The 15,809-nt window shown below is 58.8% G+C and carries 13 protein-coding genes; 11 read left to right on the forward strand and 2 right to left on the reverse strand.

The features are described from left to right. The first annotated feature begins 4 nt into the window (after positions 1–4). The 4 genes from hemA to ACR0CE_RS01480 all read left to right on the forward strand — a co-directional run bounded on the left by hemA (position 5) and on the right by ACR0CE_RS01480 (position 4,740). Positions 5–1,228, forward strand: coding sequence for a 5-aminolevulinate synthase (gene hemA / locus ACR0CE_RS01465; protein WP_480485327.1), 1,224 nt, complete (start codon positions 5–7; stop codon positions 1,226–1,228). Positions 1,229–1,357: 129 nt separating this feature from the next. Then, positions 1,358–2,563, forward strand: a complete 1,206-nt coding sequence (locus ACR0CE_RS01470) for a helix-turn-helix domain-containing protein (protein WP_267364006.1) — start codon at positions 1,358–1,360, stop codon at positions 2,561–2,563. 71 nt (positions 2,564–2,634) lie between these two features. After that, positions 2,635–3,756: a flavodoxin-dependent (E)-4-hydroxy-3-methylbut-2-enyl-diphosphate synthase gene (ispG, locus tag ACR0CE_RS01475; protein WP_480830603.1), complete on the forward strand. Its 1,122-nt coding sequence runs from the start codon at positions 2,635–2,637 to the stop codon at positions 3,754–3,756. Positions 3,757–3,921: 165 nt separating this feature from the next. Next, positions 3,922–4,740: a DUF2189 domain-containing protein gene (locus tag ACR0CE_RS01480; protein WP_480830605.1), complete on the forward strand. Its 819-nt coding sequence runs from the start codon at positions 3,922–3,924 to the stop codon at positions 4,738–4,740. A 58-nt stretch (positions 4,741–4,798) separates the two neighbouring features. On the opposite strand, the gene ACR0CE_RS01485 is transcribed toward ACR0CE_RS01480, so the two are convergent. Together ACR0CE_RS01485 and ACR0CE_RS01490 are read right to left on the reverse strand one after the other, a co-directional pair. Further along, positions 4,799–5,557 carry a DsbA family protein gene (locus ACR0CE_RS01485; protein ID WP_480558133.1) on the reverse strand — a complete coding sequence of 253 codons (759 nt, stop codon included), beginning with the start codon at positions 5,555–5,557 and terminating at the stop codon, positions 4,799–4,801. Beyond that, positions 5,554–6,936 carry a M48 family metalloprotease gene (locus ACR0CE_RS01490; RefSeq protein ID WP_480830606.1) on the reverse strand — a complete coding sequence of 461 codons (1,383 nt, stop codon included), beginning with the start codon at positions 6,934–6,936 and terminating at the stop codon, positions 5,554–5,556. Before ACR0CE_RS01490 ends, ACR0CE_RS01485 begins: the two co-directional genes overlap by 4 nt. Between ACR0CE_RS01490 and ACR0CE_RS01495 the strand changes: the two genes are divergently transcribed. From ACR0CE_RS01495 to ACR0CE_RS01525, 7 genes are all read left to right on the forward strand, one after another. Next, complete coding sequence (locus ACR0CE_RS01495) at positions 6,935–8,098, forward strand: pyridoxal phosphate-dependent aminotransferase (protein ID WP_480830608.1); 1,164 nt, start codon at positions 6,935–6,937, stop codon at positions 8,096–8,098. The genes ACR0CE_RS01490 and ACR0CE_RS01495 overlap by 2 nt on opposite strands. Before the next feature lie 66 nt (positions 8,099–8,164). Beyond that, positions 8,165–9,385, forward strand: coding sequence for an N-acetylmuramoyl-L-alanine amidase (locus ACR0CE_RS01500; RefSeq protein WP_480485332.1), 1,221 nt, complete (start codon positions 8,165–8,167; stop codon positions 9,383–9,385). 94 nt (positions 9,386–9,479) lie between these two features. Next, positions 9,480–11,969, forward strand: a complete 2,490-nt coding sequence (locus ACR0CE_RS01505) for a penicillin-binding protein 1A (protein WP_480830610.1) — start codon at positions 9,480–9,482, stop codon at positions 11,967–11,969. A 66-nt stretch (positions 11,970–12,035) separates the two neighbouring features. Next, the gene (locus ACR0CE_RS01510) at positions 12,036–12,377 is read left to right on the forward strand and encodes a RidA family protein (RefSeq protein ID WP_480545805.1); all 342 of its coding nucleotides are present in this window, start codon (positions 12,036–12,038) and stop codon (positions 12,375–12,377) included. A 94-nt stretch (positions 12,378–12,471) separates the two neighbouring features. Beyond that, positions 12,472–13,599 carry a peptide chain release factor 2 gene (gene prfB / locus ACR0CE_RS01515; RefSeq protein ID WP_480830612.1) on the forward strand — a complete coding sequence of 376 codons (1,128 nt, stop codon included), beginning with the start codon at positions 12,472–12,474 and terminating at the stop codon, positions 13,597–13,599. 1 nt (position 13,600) lies between these two features. After that, positions 13,601–14,305, forward strand: a complete 705-nt coding sequence (locus ACR0CE_RS01520; RefSeq protein WP_480538082.1) for a M50 family metallopeptidase — start codon at positions 13,601–13,603, stop codon at positions 14,303–14,305. A gap of 102 nt (positions 14,306–14,407) precedes the next feature. Then, on the forward strand, positions 14,408–15,808 hold the full coding sequence (locus ACR0CE_RS01525; protein ID WP_480830614.1) for an amidase: 1,401 nt from the start codon (positions 14,408–14,410) through the stop codon (positions 15,806–15,808). Position 15,809 lies beyond the last annotated feature (1 nt).

Below are 15,809 nucleotides of genomic sequence, written 5' to 3' on the forward strand. Positions count from 1 at the left end.
TCCTTTGGACTATACTGCTCAGCTCGATTCAGCGATTGCCAGGCTGCATGATGAAGGTCGTTACCGGACCTTTATCGATATCGAACGTCGCAATGGACATTTCCCCCATGCGGTGCGCACGCGTCCGGACGGGTCACAGCAGAATATCACCGTATGGTGCGGCAACGATTATCTGGGCATGGGGCAAAACCCGGTCGTTCTGAATGCAATGCACGAAGCTGTTGATGCAGCCGGTGCAGGTTCGGGCGGTACACGCAATATCTCGGGCACCACAGTTTATCACAAAAGGCTTGAGGCTGAACTGGCCGATCTGCACGGCAAGGAAGCCGCGCTGCTTTTTACCAGCGCCTATATCGCCAATGACGCAACGCTCAGCACGCTGCCCAAACTGTTCCCGGGCCTGATCATCTATTCTGACGCGCTGAACCATGCCTCGATGATCGAAGGCGTACGCCGGAATGGCGGGGCTAAGCGCATCTTCCGGCACAATGACGTGGCGCATCTGCGCGAACTGCTTGAGGCGGATGACCCCGCCGCGCCCAAACTGGTCGTATTCGAGTCGGTTTATTCAATGGATGGCGATTTTGGTCCAATCGAAGAAATCTGTGATCTGGCAGATGAATTCGGCGCGCTGACCTATATCGATGAAGTGCATGCCGTGGGCATGTATGGCCCCCGCGGGGGCGGTGTGACCGAGCGCGATAACCTTGCCCACCGGATCGACATCATCAACGGCACGCTGGCAAAAGCCTATGGCGTGATGGGCGGCTATATCGCGGCCAGCGCCAAGATGTGCGACGCCGTGCGGTCATACGCACCGGGCTTTATCTTTACCACGTCCCTGCCACCTGCGGTTGCGGCCGGGGCTGCCGCATCTGTTGCCTACCTGAAAACTGCACCTGAACTGCGCGAGCAGCATCAGACGCAGGCCAAAATCCTCAAGCTGCGGTTGAAGGGGATGGGACTGCCGCTGATCGACCACGGAAGCCATATCGTGCCCGTGATCGTCGGAAACCCGGTCCATACCAAGAAGCTCAGCGATATGCTGTTGGATGATTACGGCATTTATGTGCAACCGATTAATTTCCCGACCGTTCCGCGCGGAACCGAGCGTCTGCGCTTTACCCCTTCTCCGGTGCATGGACCTGACGAAATGAACCGTCTGGTACAGGCGATGGACGAACTTTGGTCACATTGTGCGCTAAATCGCGCCGAACTTGCCGGTTAACCTCACGCCAAAGTGTGCAACGTATTTGCCGCGTGTTAAGCTTACGCTAACAAAATTGGCAGACGAATCGTTTTGGGGATGATTCGCCGCTAACGCGAAACACGCGACAGGCAGAATGGGGCAGCAGGAATGATTGGGCGCAGATCACAGCGCGAATCTGATGAGGACGTAGATGTCAGACCCAAAGGGTTTGATGACTACGAGGTACGCCTTGGTGACAAGATGCGCGGCGAACGCGCAACCATGGGCAAATCCCTGTTGGATGTTCAGCGCGAGTTGAGGATCAAAGCCAACTACATTGCTGCCATCGAAAACGCGGATCCCGACGCCTTTGACACGCCCGGCTTTATCGCCGGGTATGTGCGTTCTTATGCGCGTTATCTGGGTATGAACCCGGATGAAACATTCTCGACTTTCTGCGCGGAAAGCGGTTTTTCGGTCGCGCATGGCATGTCGGCCGAGGCTTCGGTGGTGCGAAAGCCGACCGGTGCGCTTCCGGCGCGTGGGCCAATGGGGCGCGATCCCTTCATCTCGCCCAATACGCCGTACATTCCGGGCAAGGAATCTCTGGTCAGTCAGATTGAACCGCGCGCCATCGGCTCGTCGCTGGTGCTGTTGGCGGTAATTGGCGGCATCGGCTATGGCGGGTGGGCCGTTCTGAACAAGATCCAGCAGGTGCAGGTCAGCCCGGTTGAACAAGCGCCTGTGGTGCTGTCCGACCTTGATCCGCTGGATGCCGTGCGCGGCGGCGTTGTCGATGATGTAGTTGCTGCGGCGAATACCGAAGCACTGGACCGTCTCTATCGTCCGCAGGCCTTGGATGTTCCGGTTCTGGTTGCCCGCGATGCGCCGATTTCGACCCTTGATCCGCGCGATGTCGGAACCTTCCGCCCGCCAAGCCTGCCGCAGTTCGAAGTTGCCGAAGTGCACACGGTTGAACGACCAGCTTTGCCTCAGGTCGTGGAACAGGTTGATACCACGCTGAAAATCGTTGCTGTCGATCCATCTTGGATGCGGGTAACGGCGGCAGATGGCAGTGTCATTTTCGAAGGGACGCTTGGGACGGTCGAGCAAGGCAGTGTCTTTGAGGTTCCGCTGACAGAAGAACCGCCGCTGTTGCGGGCAGGGGCGTCGGGATCGGTTTATTTCTCGATGAACGGCGAGCACTATGGCCCGGCAGGGGCACCCGGCACGGTTGCCAAAGGGGTGATCCTTTCGAAAGACGCAGTTTCGGAAGTTTATGCCGTTGCTGATCTTGAAGCGGATCAGAACAGCGCGCTCAAGCAGCTGGTGGCTGAACTGCAAACCGCGGCGACAGAAGCGCCCGCCGAGTGATCTTGCCATTGCGGTAACCCCTTTGCCGGACTATCTACTGTCGCAACTCAGGCAGACGCGGATCCGTCCTTATGTCCCTTAATCACGTGCGCCCCTGGCGCGACATTTATCGTCGTAAATCCCGTCAAATCATGGTCGGCAACGTCCCTGTCGGGGGCGATGCCCCGATCGCCGTTCAGACCATGACCAACACCCTGACCACCGATGTGGCGGCAACAGTGGCGCAGGTTCAGGCCGCAGCCGAGGCTGGCGCGGATATCGTGCGCGTTTCAGTCCCCGATGAGGCGTCGGCTAAGGCATTGAAAGAGATCGTGCGCGAAAGCCCGGTGCCCATCGTTGCGGACATCCATTTTCACTATCGCCGTGGTATCGAGGCGGCCGAGGCAGGCGCTGCCTGTCTGCGCATCAATCCCGGCAACATCGGCGATGAACGCCGGGTGAAAGAAGTCATTCAGGCCGCGCGCGACCACAATTGCTCGATCCGGATCGGCGTGAATGCGGGCAGTCTGGAAAAGCACCTGCTTGAGAAATATGGCGAGCCGTGCCCCGAAGCGATGGTCGAAAGCGGGTTGGAACATATCCGCATCCTTCAGGACAATGATTTTCACGAGTTCAAAATCAGTGTGAAGGCCAGCGACGTATTCCTGTCCGCCGCCGCGTATCAGGGCATAGCCGAAGCCACTGATGCGCCCATCCATCTGGGTATCACCGAGGCGGGCGGGCTGGTGTCCGGCACCATCAAATCTGCCATCGGGTTGGGCAACCTGCTGTGGATGGGGATCGGCGACACGATCCGCGTCAGCCTGTCTGCCGATCCGGTGGAAGAGGTGAAGGTTGGCTTTGAAATCCTCAAATCCCTTGGTCTGCGCCACCGGGGCGTCAACATCATCTCATGCCCGTCCTGCGCACGGCAGGGGTTTGACGTCATCAAGACCGTCGAGGCGCTGGAACGCCGTCTGGAACACATCAAGACACCGATGAGCCTGTCGATCATCGGTTGCGTGGTCAACGGACCGGGCGAGGCGCTGATGACCGATGTCGGGTTTACCGGTGGCGGGGCAGGATCCGGGATGGTTTATCTGGCAGGCAAGGCCAGCCACAAGATGTCCAACGATCAGATGATCGACCACATCGTGGAACAGGTCGAAAAGAAAGCGGCGGAACTGGACACGGCTGCGGAAGCCGCTGAGTAGTGTGGGGTTGGCTGTGTCGGTAAGGCAGGATAGCGACCTTACTCATCCCTTGCCCTGATGCCTGAGCTGTTGCAAACTTGTTTCGTGACTGAACGATGCCTGTTTCGCCGCTGGTTCTGTCGGTAAACAGACCCGCGCGGACCCATGCTTTGGGAGGAGTGTGTCATGACATCCAAGACCGCAGGCCCTACGCCACCTGAGAACCTGACGCCAGACCAACAGGCCATGCCCAATGTCATTCGGGTTACTTCGGATGATATAAAGGCGTCGCTGAAAGCTGGGTTTTCCGATTTTCTGGCGCGCCCCTTCATGAGCGGTTTCTTCGGGCTTTTCTATGCGGTTTTTGGAATCCTGATGGTCTGGAGCTTGGTCTGGCTTGGCAAGATCTGGATGATCATTCCAGCGATTGTCGGGTTTCCTCTGGTCGCGCCTTTCGCCGCTGCGGGACTTTATGAGATGTCCCGGCGGTTACAGAAGGGAGAGGAATTTGGCTGGTATGAAATCCTCACTGTCATGGCCGATCAACGCAAGCGCGAAATGGGCTGGATGGCCTTTGTCACACTGTTCATTTTCTGGGTTTGGGTTTACCAGATTCGCCTTTGGCTTGCGATCATCCTGCAGAATTCATCCTTTTCGGATTTCGATGGATTCTTGAACATCATCTTGTTCACTCCGCAGGGGTGGACATTCCTTGCAATCGGCACCTGTGTCGGAGCGTTTCTGTCGGCTGTCCTGTTTTCGGTAACTGTCGTCGCCATGCCCATGCTTCTGGACCGGGAAACAAATTTCGTTTCAGCCATGTTGACGTCTTTACGCGTCGTCTCGGAAAGCCCTGTGGTCATGCTCGGCTGGGCAGGGATCATCTCGGTCACAATGTTATTGTCGATGGTTCCGGCGTTTATGGGCTTGATCTTCACCTTGCCGATCCTTGGCCATACAACGTGGCATCTCTATCAACGGGCCGTGGAACCGGCAGACGGCTGAGGTCAGCGATCAGTTCGTCTTTTTTGTCTGGGGGCAGCTGTGCCGCCCCCAATACCAATCAACCCTGTTCCGCGCGAACGCCATCTGCAATTTGCTGCATCTGATCGGCGGGCAGATAGCCGCGCAGCAACTCGGTTCCCAGCACGAATGAGGGCGTGCCCGAAATCTGCATCCGTTGCGCCAGGGCACGGGTGCGGCTGATCTCATCCGTGACGCTGTCGCTGTCCATCGCGGCGATGATCGCGTCGCTGTCCAGGCCCAGCCCGTCAGAGATGCGGCGCAGGGTAACTTCGGACGGTTCGCCGTTGAAGGCCATCAGGGCATCGTGAACCTGTTTATAGGCGTCACCACCAGCGACGTGTTTGGTGGCCACGGCAAAGCGCGAGGACAAAACAGATGCGTCGCCCAGAATTGGCAGCTCTTTGATCACAAACCGGATATTGCCGTCGCTGGCCAGCAGGTTTGCCACTTCGGGCACCGCACGGCGGCAATAGCCGCAGCGGTAGTCCATGAACTCGACCAGCGTGATATCGCCATCCGGGTTGCCGCCAACCCAGCTATAGCCATCGTCGAACAGTTCGGCCGCATTGGCGGCGACCAGTTCTTTGTCGGCGGCCGCTTCGGCCACTGCGTTTCGCTGTTCGAGTATATTGATTGCCTCGATAATGACTTCGGGGTTTTCCAGCAGGTATTCGCGTACCTGAGCGCCAAACTCTGCCTTTTCGGCATCATTCATCGCGTTCAGGTCCAGCGCCTGTGCCGAGGTCGCCGCCATGGAAAGCCCCAGAAGGGCAGGTGCAGCATGTCTGAGGATCATTTCCGTTTCCTTTTATCTTTCTTGAGTCGTTCTGAGGCAATCAGCACGTCTTGTGCCCTTTGCCAACCCGGAGAGCCTTCGGGCAACTGTCCTACAGCTCGTTTCGCGTGAATTCCGGCATCCTCCATCCGACCCTGCAGCGCATAGCGCTCTGCCGTCACGGTCGAAGCCATGCCGTTATTTCCGACCTGCGCGTAAGCCACACCCAGGTCCTGCATCAGGCGTGCATTACGAAAGTCGCGCGCACGCGCCTGTTCCAGTGCATTCAATGCCTGTTTTGTTTCCCCTTGCGCCAACAGTGCGCGCCCATAGCCCGCAAGGATCAACGCATTGTTAGGTGCCATTTCAACAGCGCTAGCATAAGCTTTAACAGCCTCGCTTACACGTCTGTTTTCCAACAGTATTTGCCCCTTCAGATCGTAATAGAACGGGTCATCAGGACGTTCGGCAAGTGCTGCGTCAATTGCGGCACGGGCGCGGGACAGATCGCGGTTCTGATGATAGGCCGAAGCCTCTCGCATCAGGCGGATGTCTCGGTAGGATTCTTCGCCGGCGCGCCGCAAGGTCCAACTGGGCGACCGCAGAAAGGCCGAAAGCTTGCCTTTGACCCGCGCAAACCAGTAGTCCGCATTGGGGTTTGGAACGGCTCGATCGCCAAACTCATCCAGGAATGCCTCGGCGGCACGCAGGCGGTCACGGCTTGTCGGGTGTGATCGCATATAGGGGTCCTGATTGGCGACACTCAGCAGTTCCTGACCGGCGAACTTCCGGTGCAGTTCCACCATCCCGCTGGGCGAGATTTCGGCCCATCGCAGGTAACTTGCCGCACTGCGGTCGGCGGATGCCTCTTCTGCGCGGGTGTGACCCAGAAAACCGCGAATTGCCGCGCCTTGGGTGCCAGCGGCAATTCCGATGGCGGCCTCGCCCCCACCCGCCGCAGCTGCCAGCAGGGCCAATGCCGTGCCGAGACTGGCGTTGCGCTGCGCGGCTTTCAGGTTCTCAGCCCGCCGCGCCAGATGACCATTCGAGATATGGGCGGCCTCGTGCGCGATGACAGCCTGCAACATCTCGGGGCTTTCGACGGTCAGAATCAGCCCGTAATTCACATAGATCGCGTTGTAGTCGATGACGAATGCGTTGAACGTGTTGTCGTTGACGACCAGAATCTGAACCCGGTTCGTGTTCAGCCCCGCAGCCCGCAACACCGGAAAGGCCAGTTCACGCAGGCCATGTTCGATATCAGGGTCGCGGATCAGGCTTTGCGCGTGCGATTGCATCGCTGCCGCCAGCCAGACGACAACGGCAACCATCAGGGCCGGGATTGACGCCAACCGGGATACGCGCTCAAAAGCCATGACTGCAACATGGGAGATGGGCATGAGAAACTCAACCCGGTCCGGGGTCGATCCCTTCATCGTGATGGATGTGATGGAGGCGGCACGCAAGGCCGAAGAAGCGGGTCGCCACGTGATCCACATGGAAGTCGGCCAGCCCGGAACCGGCGCGCCCAAGGGTGCAACCGAAGCTTTGGCCACGGCGATGGAGCAAGGCCCGCTGGGATATACGGTTGCTCTGGGTCTGCCCGCCCTGAGGCAGCGGATCGCCCGGCTTTATGGCGATTGGTACAATGTCGATCTGAACCCCGAGCGGGTGGTGATCACACCTGGCTCGTCCGGCGGATTCCTGCTGACCTTTACCGCATTGTTCGACAGTGGCGACCGTGTCGGTATCGGCGCGCCCGGCTATCCGTCCTATCGCCAGATCCTGAAGGCACTGGGTCTGGTTCCGGTCGACCTGCCGACCGCGCCGGAAAACAGGTTGCAGCCCGTGGCGGCGGATATTCAGGGGATGGATCTGAAGGGGCTGATGGTGGCCTCACCTGCAAATCCGACCGGTACGATGTTGGACCGGGCCGCCATGGGCGCCCTGATCGAGGCGGCGCACGGGCAGGGCGCGTCGTTCATCAGTGACGAGATTTACCACGGGCTGGAATACGAAGCCAAGGCCGTGACGGCGCTGGAACTGACAGATGAATGCTATGTGATCAACTCATTCTCGAAGTACTTTTCGATGACCGGATGGCGCGTAGGCTGGATGGTGGTGCCCGAGGATCAGGTGCGCGTGGTCGAACGGATCGCTCAGAACATGTTCATCTGCGCCCCCCATGCCAGTCAGGTCGCAGCGCTGGCTGCCATGGATTGCGATGACGAATTGCAAGCCAATCTGGACGTGTACCGCCGCAATCGCGCGCTGATGCTGGACGGGCTGCCCAAAGCCGGGTTTTCGAACATCGCGCCACCCGACGGGGCGTTTTATGTCTATGCCGATGTGTCTGATCTGACCGATGACAGCCGCGCATTTGCGGCCGAGATTCTGGAGCATGCCGGTGTGGCCGTGACACCTGGGCTGGATTTTGACCCACAGCGCGGCCATACCACATTGCGATTTTCCTATGCGCGCGCGACGGATGACATTCAGGAAGGGCTTGAGCGTTTGCGCCTGTTTATGACGCGGCGCGGCGCAGTCAGGGAACCGGCCTGAGCCGTTCACAAACCGCCCCTTGTGGTATAGGGTGCCGGACAAACGATCTCGGGATAACTTGAGGCCATGAGCAGGATCTTCTTTAGCATTGCGCTGTGTTGGGCGTTGGCTGGTGGTGCCATTGCGCAGGATTTCAGCGCGTTGGCGCGTGTCCAGCCTGACCAGAGCCGTATTACGGATGTCGGGCGTACCGGTGTTCGGGTGGACATCGCCCTCAGTCAGGGCGTTCCCTACAGGATTTTCACCTTGCAGGATCCCTACCGTATGGTTCTGGACTTCAACGAAGTGGATTGGGCCGGGCTGACCCGCGAAGATTTCCTGCAATCCAATCGCATCAGCGGCGTGCAGTTCGGCGCATATGTTCCGGGTTGGTCACGTCTGGTGCTGGAACTGGGGGCACCGATGGCAGTGACGAAAGCAGAAATGTCGGTGGCAGAGGATTCGGGGGCTGCATTGTTGTCGCTCGACCTCAAGGGGACGGATTTCGATGCCTTCAACGCCTCGGCAGGTGCGCCGCGAAACCCGGGCTGGGACTTGCCGGAACCGGCGGATGTGCCGCAAGCCGCGGTGCGCAGCGCCGACCGACCCTTGCGTGTCATGCTGGATCCGGGCCACGGAGGCATTGATCCGGGGGCCGAGACAGACGCGATTGATGAAAAAACCCTGATGCTGACTTTCGCACGTGAGCTGCGCGAAATCCTTCTAAGATCAGGCGGGTACGAGGTGGTTCTGACACGGGTCGACGATCAGTTCGTCTCGCTGGAGCGCCGAATTGCGCTGGCGCACCGGGCCGGTGCGGACCTGTTCATTTCGCTGCACGCTGATTCCCTGTCCGAAGGGCGGGCGCATGGTGCGGTGGTTTATACCCTGTCCAACGATGCCTCGGATGTGGCCAGTGCGAAGCTGGCGGAACGGCACGACCGCGGGGATTTGATTTCCGGTGTCGATCTGAACGGGGCAGATGATCAGATCACGGATGTTCTGCTGGACATGGCCCGTCAGGAAACGATGCCACGCACAAGCGCGCTGGCCAAGGCCATTGCAAACGGTCTGGCACAACAAGGGGGGCCGATGAACGGCAAACCCCTGCGTACCGCGTCTTTTTCAGTACTCAAGGCGGCGGACATCCCGTCGGTTCTGGTCGAGCTTGGGTTTCTGTCCAGCCCCAGAGACCTGAAGAACCTCAATGATCCTGATTGGCGGGCGAGAATGGCGCTGGGAATTCATCGGGGGCTTGAAGATTGGCGCCAGCAGGATGTGATCCGCAAATCCCTTATTGGCCAGTGACCTTGCGGCGCAAAACGGCTAGAATACGCTCGGTGTTTTGACCCTTGGGCGGCGCATCACTATATAGGCGGCACCGCGAGAAAAAGGCAGTAACGTGATCCGGTTCATTCTTTCGATTTTCGGGGCGATTTTCAGCCTCGTGACATTGGGTATTTTCATGGCCGCGCTGGTGATCGGTGCGGTGTTCTGGATGTATGGGCGCGATCTGCCCAGCCACGAGTCGCTGGCACAGTACAAACCACCCACAATCAGCCGGATCTATTCGGGTGAAGGCAAGCTGATTGATGAATTCGCGCAGGAACGCCGCCTGTTCACCCCGTCCGAGGAAATCCCGGATCTGGTGAAGCAGGCGTTTATTTCGGCGGAAGACAAGAATTTCTACAACCATCAGGGCTATGACCCGCGCGGCATCATTGCCGCCGGGGTCGAGGCGGTGCGGACCAAAGGCGAAACCGTACGCGGTGCGTCGACCATCACGCAGCAGGTCATGAAGAACTTTCTGCTGTCCGGTGACCGCCGGGCTGAGCGCAAGATCAAGGAAATCATTCTTGCGACCCGGCTTGAGGATACATTGGACAAAGAACAGATACTCGAACTTTATATGAACGAGATCTTTCTGGGCCAGAACTCTTATGGTGTGACTGCCGCCGCACAGACCTATTTCAACAAGACCCTCCAGGAACTGGCCCCGCATGAGGCCGCCATGCTGGCTGCCATGCCCAAAGCGCCGTCAGATTACCACCCCGTTTGGCAAAAAGAGCGCCTTCTGGCCCGCCGCAATTACGTGTTACGCGAGATGCAGCAGAACGGTTACATCGATCAGGCGACTTATGAGGCCGAGGTCGAATTGCCTCTGCGCTCGGTCCAGAACGGAGATTTTGAAAGCTTCCGTACGGCCCTGCCGCCCCGCGACTATTTCACCGATGAAATCCGTCGCCAGCTGAGCGAAGATTTTGGTGAGGGCGAGTTCTTTACCGGCGGCTTCACCGTGCGTGCATCGGTGGATGAGGAAATGCAGGTTGAGGCCGCACGTGCCCTGCGCGAGGCGCTCGAGAAATACGACCGCTCCCGTGGCAAATGGCGCGGCACAGGTGACGTGATCCCGGAAGAAAAACTGGCGGATGAGGCGCAATGGCGCGAGGCGCTGGCGGCCATGGAAATTCCGCGCGACGTCATTCTGCCAACCCGTTGGTATCCCGCCGTGGTTCTGGGCGTGACCGACCAGCAACTGACCGTTGGTGTCGAAGAAGGTCCTGCCGATGGGATTATCCCGCGCGCGGACATCAAGTGGATGCAGGGTGATTTTGCGGCCAACTTCAAGCGCGGTGACGTCATTTTTGTCGTTGCGGGTGAAGATGGGCAATGGTCGGCGCGCCAGGTGCCCGAGGTACAAGGCGGCTTTGTCGCGATGGATGTGAACTCAGGTCGTGTTCTGGCGATGCAGGGCGGGTTCTCGTATCAGGATACAGTGTTCAACCGGGCCACACAGGCACAGCGTCAACCGGGATCGTCCTTCAAGCCCTTTGTCTATGCTGCCGCGCTGGACAGCGGATACAGCCCCGCTACCATCGTTGTCGATGCACCCATCGAAGTGAACACGCCGCAGGGTCTGTGGCGCCCCAAGAACTCCTCCAACAAGTTCTACGGTCCAACCCCTTTGCGTACAGGGATCGAACAGTCGCGGAACCTGATGACCATCCGTCTGGCGCAGGAAGTTACAATGCCCGTCGTTGCCGGCTATGCGGAACGGTTCGGTGTCTATGACCGGATGGGCGCGTTTCTGGCCAACTCGCTGGGGGCCGAGGAAACCACGCTTTACAAGATGGTCGCGGCCTATGCGATGTTTGCAAACGGCGGCCAGCGTGTGGAACCCACTCTGGTCGACCGCATTCAGGACCGGTTCGGAAAAACCATCTATCGCCACGATGACCGCCAATGTCTGGACTGTAACTCGACCTGGCTGGAACCAGATGAATCGCCGACGCTTGTCACGGATCGCGCACAGGTCATGGATGCGATCACCGCCTACCAGCTGACATCGATGATGAAAGGTGTGGTCGATCGCGGGACGGCATCCAGCGTTGTGAATCTGCCTGTGCCAACAGCGGGCAAAACCGGAACCACCAACGACTCGAAGGATGCGTGGTTCATCGGCTTTACGTCGAATATCGTGGCCGGTTGCTACATCGGTTATGATCGACCGCGTCCGATGGGACGTGGGGCCTATGGTGGCACGCTGTGCGGCCCGGTCTTCCAGAGCTTCATGGAAAAAGCGGTCGAGAAATATGGCGGCGGTCCGTTCGAAGTGCCCGAAGGCGGCCATTTCATCAAGATCGACCGTTTCAGCGGGGCCCGTCTGCCCGATGATGCCACCGGTGACTATGTCGTGGCCGAATTCTTCCGCGACGGTGTCGATGGTTTCATCGACCGTGTCTATGATGGTGGTTTTGCCATCGGATCGGACCTGCCATTGTTTGAAGAGGTGCAGCGCGCGGGGGTTCAGGTCCAGACGTCAACGGGCGAGACCGTGACCGTTGGACCGAAAGCTTCCCAAGGGGATCTGAGCACCGGTGGGCTTTACTGACAAGGCGCATTCCAATTGGCTAATACTCCGCTGATTCCGCACTCTTTGCTGGGGGCACCCGGACAGTTGCGCATTTCTCCGGGCGTCCTCTCGGGTCAGCATGTTTTTCTCACCGGCATGACCGGTAGCGGGGCGGACGGCTCCATGCCAAGCGATCCGGAAGAACAATTCCGAAACGCCTTTGCAAAGATTGCAGAGGTCTTGAAGGAAGCCAGCCTTGGATTGGATGCAGTGGTCGAGATGACGACCTACCACGTTGAAATGCGAGATCATTTCGACCTGTTCGATCGCGTGCGCCTTGAGGTTCTGACCGCGCCTTACCCGGCCTGGACCGCAGTTGAAGTTGCGGGATTGCGACGGGAAGGGGCGCTGGTGGAAATTCGGGCGATTGCGCATCTTTCTGATTGAAAGCACGATAGCTGTTTCAGCATCCAGCCTGTCTTGTGGTGTCTCGCACCTCTTGCTATCACGCAGGCCTGATTGAGCAAGTTGGGACAAGACCATGCGCGCCGAAACCCAGAACATCGTGGCGGATATCAAAAAGTCGCTGGAGCTGCTGGCGCAGCGTATGGACTATGAAACCGCACCGCATCGCCTTGAGGAATTCAACGCGCGCGTCGAAGACCCCAACCTTTGGGATAACCCTGAAAATGCGCAGAAACTGATGCGCGAGCGGCAGATGCTGGTCGATGCAATCGAGACGTACGAATCCATCAAGACCGACCTCAACGACAATATCGAACTGATCGAGTTGGGCGAGATGGAGGAAGACCAAGAAGTCGTTCAGGATGCCGAAGCCGCGATCAAGACGCTGAAAACCAAGGCCGCAAAAAAAGAGCTTGAGGCGCTGCTGGACGGTGAGGCCGACAGCAATGATACGTTCCTCGAAATCAACTCGGGCGCGGGGGGAACCGAAAGCTGCGACTGGGCGTCGATGCTGGCGCGCATGTATGTGCGCTGGGCCGAGAAAAAGGGTTACACGGTCGAGCTGCAATCCGAGACACCGGGCGAAGAAGCGGGGATCAAATCCGCAGCTTACAAGATTTCCGGTCACAATGCCTATGGCTGGCTGAAATCGGAAAGCGGCGTGCACCGGCTGGTGCGGATCTCGCCCTATGACTCGGCTGCCAAGCGCCATACGTCTTTCAGTTCGGTCTGGGTCTATCCGGTGGTCGACGACAATATCGAGATCGAGGTGAACCCGGCCGATATTCGCATCGACACCTACCGCTCTTCGGGGGCTGGCGGCCAGCACGTGAACACCACCGACTCGGCTGTTCGGATCACGCACATCCCGACCGGGATTGTTGTGACCAGCTCGGAAAAGTCGCAGCACCAGAACCGTGATATTGCCATGAAAGCCCTGAAATCGCGCCTGTACCAGCAGGAACTGGATCGCCGCAACGCGGATATCAACGCGGCGCACGAGGCTAAGGGCGATGCGGGCTGGGGCAACCAGATCCGGTCTTACGTCTTGCAGCCCTATCAGATGGTCAAGGACCTGCGAACCAATCACGAAACCTCGGATACCAAAGGGGTTCTGGACGGGGACCTGGACGGATTCATGGCGGCAACCTTGGCCCTGAACGTGGCAGGCAAAAGCCGATCCGAGGCGCAGGGCGACAGCTAAGGTGACACGCCAGCGTTCCTTTCCGGACCTGCTGAAAGGGCACTGGCAGCTAATCCTGATCACCGGTCTGGTCTTTGCGCTCTGGAACACGCCGTTTGTTGTTCCGCTAAAAATTCTGGTTGTCTTTCTGCATGAGCTGTCTCATGCCGTGACAATCCTATTGACTGGCGGCTCGGTCGAGAGTTTCACGATCTCACCCCAGCAAGGCGGAATGGTGATCGGCCGGGGCGGCAGCAGGTTTCTCAGCCTGTCCGCCGGCTATCTCGGCTCGCTTGTGTTTGGTATTGCGCTTTTGATCATTGCCTTGAGGACAAATGCTGACCGGGCTGTTTTGGCTGTTTTCGGCGCAATCATGTGTCTGATCGCACTGCTGTACATACGCGATGCTTTCGCCTTGCTGTTTTGCGCAGGCGTCGGGGCGGCAATGATTGCGACAGCGTGGTTCATGAGCCACGAGGTCAGTGATCTGGTGCTGCGCGTTGTCGGGCTGACCAGCATGATCTACGTGCCGTTTGATATCTTTGATGACACCATCCGACGATCCGGCGCACGCTCGGACGCGTTCCTGTTGGCCGAGGAATTCGGCGGCACCGCGATGCTGTGGGGTGGGGTCTGGCTGGTGTTGAGTGGTGGCGCCATTGCCCTTTGTCTACGGTATTGGTTGGGCCGGGACAGCAACCTGCCATTGCACCGCAGAGCGTTGTGATGCTGTTGTTTGTGAGACAAGAAAAGATACATCTAAACAGTGGGTTTAAATGAGGTGAACCGCTCGCTAGGCTGTTGAAGACCAACAACAGACTGGCGTGTTATGGACCTGACCCGGATATCTGCCACAGAGCTTCTGAACCAACTGGCTACCCGGCAGGTTTCGGCCACAGAAGTCATGCGGGCCACGCTGGATCGCATTGCCAAAGTCAACGGTGACGTGAACGCCATCGTGGCGCTGCGGGACAAGGGCGAGCTGATGGCCGAAGCGCAGGCCCGCGACAGCGGCCCTGTCACTGGCCCGCTGCACGGCCTGCCAATTGCGGTCAAGGATTTGGTCAATGTGGCAGGTATTGTTTCGTCGCACGGATCGCCTGTTTTCAGGGATGCCGTCCCTGACAGGGATGATCTGATTGCCGCCAGGATGCGGGCCGCGGGCGCCATCCTGATCGGCAAGACCAATACGCCGGAATTCGGGCTGGGCTCGCACACGTTCAACCCGGTCTATGGTGCGACGCGCAACCCGTATGACGCCAGTTACACCTGCGGCGGCTCATCAGGTGGTGCAGCAGTGGCTTTGGCGACGGGTATGGTCGCATTGGCCGACGGGTCCGACATGATGGGCAGCCTGCGCAACCCGGCGGCCTGGAACAATGTTTACGGCTTTCGCCCAAGCTGGGGCAGTGTGCCGTCTGATCCGGTCGGCGATAGTTTCCTGCATCAGCTGTCCACATTGGGTCCAATGGCGCGCAGTCCCGAAGATCTTGGCATCCTGCTCGACGTGATCTCGGGGCCCGATCCGCGCCTGCCATTGGTCGGAGAATATGCACCGGTTTCCCCGGTTGTCGCAGCAGATCTGAACGGGCTGCGCATTGGCTGGCTGGGCGATTGGGGCGGGGCCTTTCCAGTTGAAGCCGGAATCCTTGAGCTGTGCCGGGATGCGTTGAAGGTGTTCGAAGCGCGGGGCGCGCGTGTTGAACATGTCGCCCCGCCTTTCGATGCCGAACGGTTATGGACCAGTTGGATCACCCTGCGATCCTGGAGTGTTGCTGCGGGACTGGAACCCTTGGCTGAACGACGGGACCATCTGAAAGACACAGCCCAGTGGGAGCTGGACCTGGGTCTGACGATGAGTGCCATGGACGTGCATCACGCCAGCGTAATCCGGTCAGAATGGTTCCGGCGCGCGGCGGAACTGTTCGAGCAGTTTGATGCCCTGGTCCTGCCATCCGCACAGGTTTGGCCGTTTGGGATCGAAACGCCATACCCCACCCGGATCGCGGACCGCGCAATGGATACATATCATCGCTGGATGCATGTCACGGTACCGGTCAGCCTGATTGGCTTGCCTTGTCTGGCCGCGCCCGCCGGGTTTGGTGTGCAGGGCCTGCCCATGGGCTTTCAACTGTTTGGACCAAAAGGATCGGATCAGAAATTACTGTCGGTCGGGGCGGCGTATCACACCGAAACCGACTGGCCTAACAAGAGGCCGGCGATGTCATAAC

It is taken from the genome of Ruegeria sp. L11, from assembly GCF_056531755.1.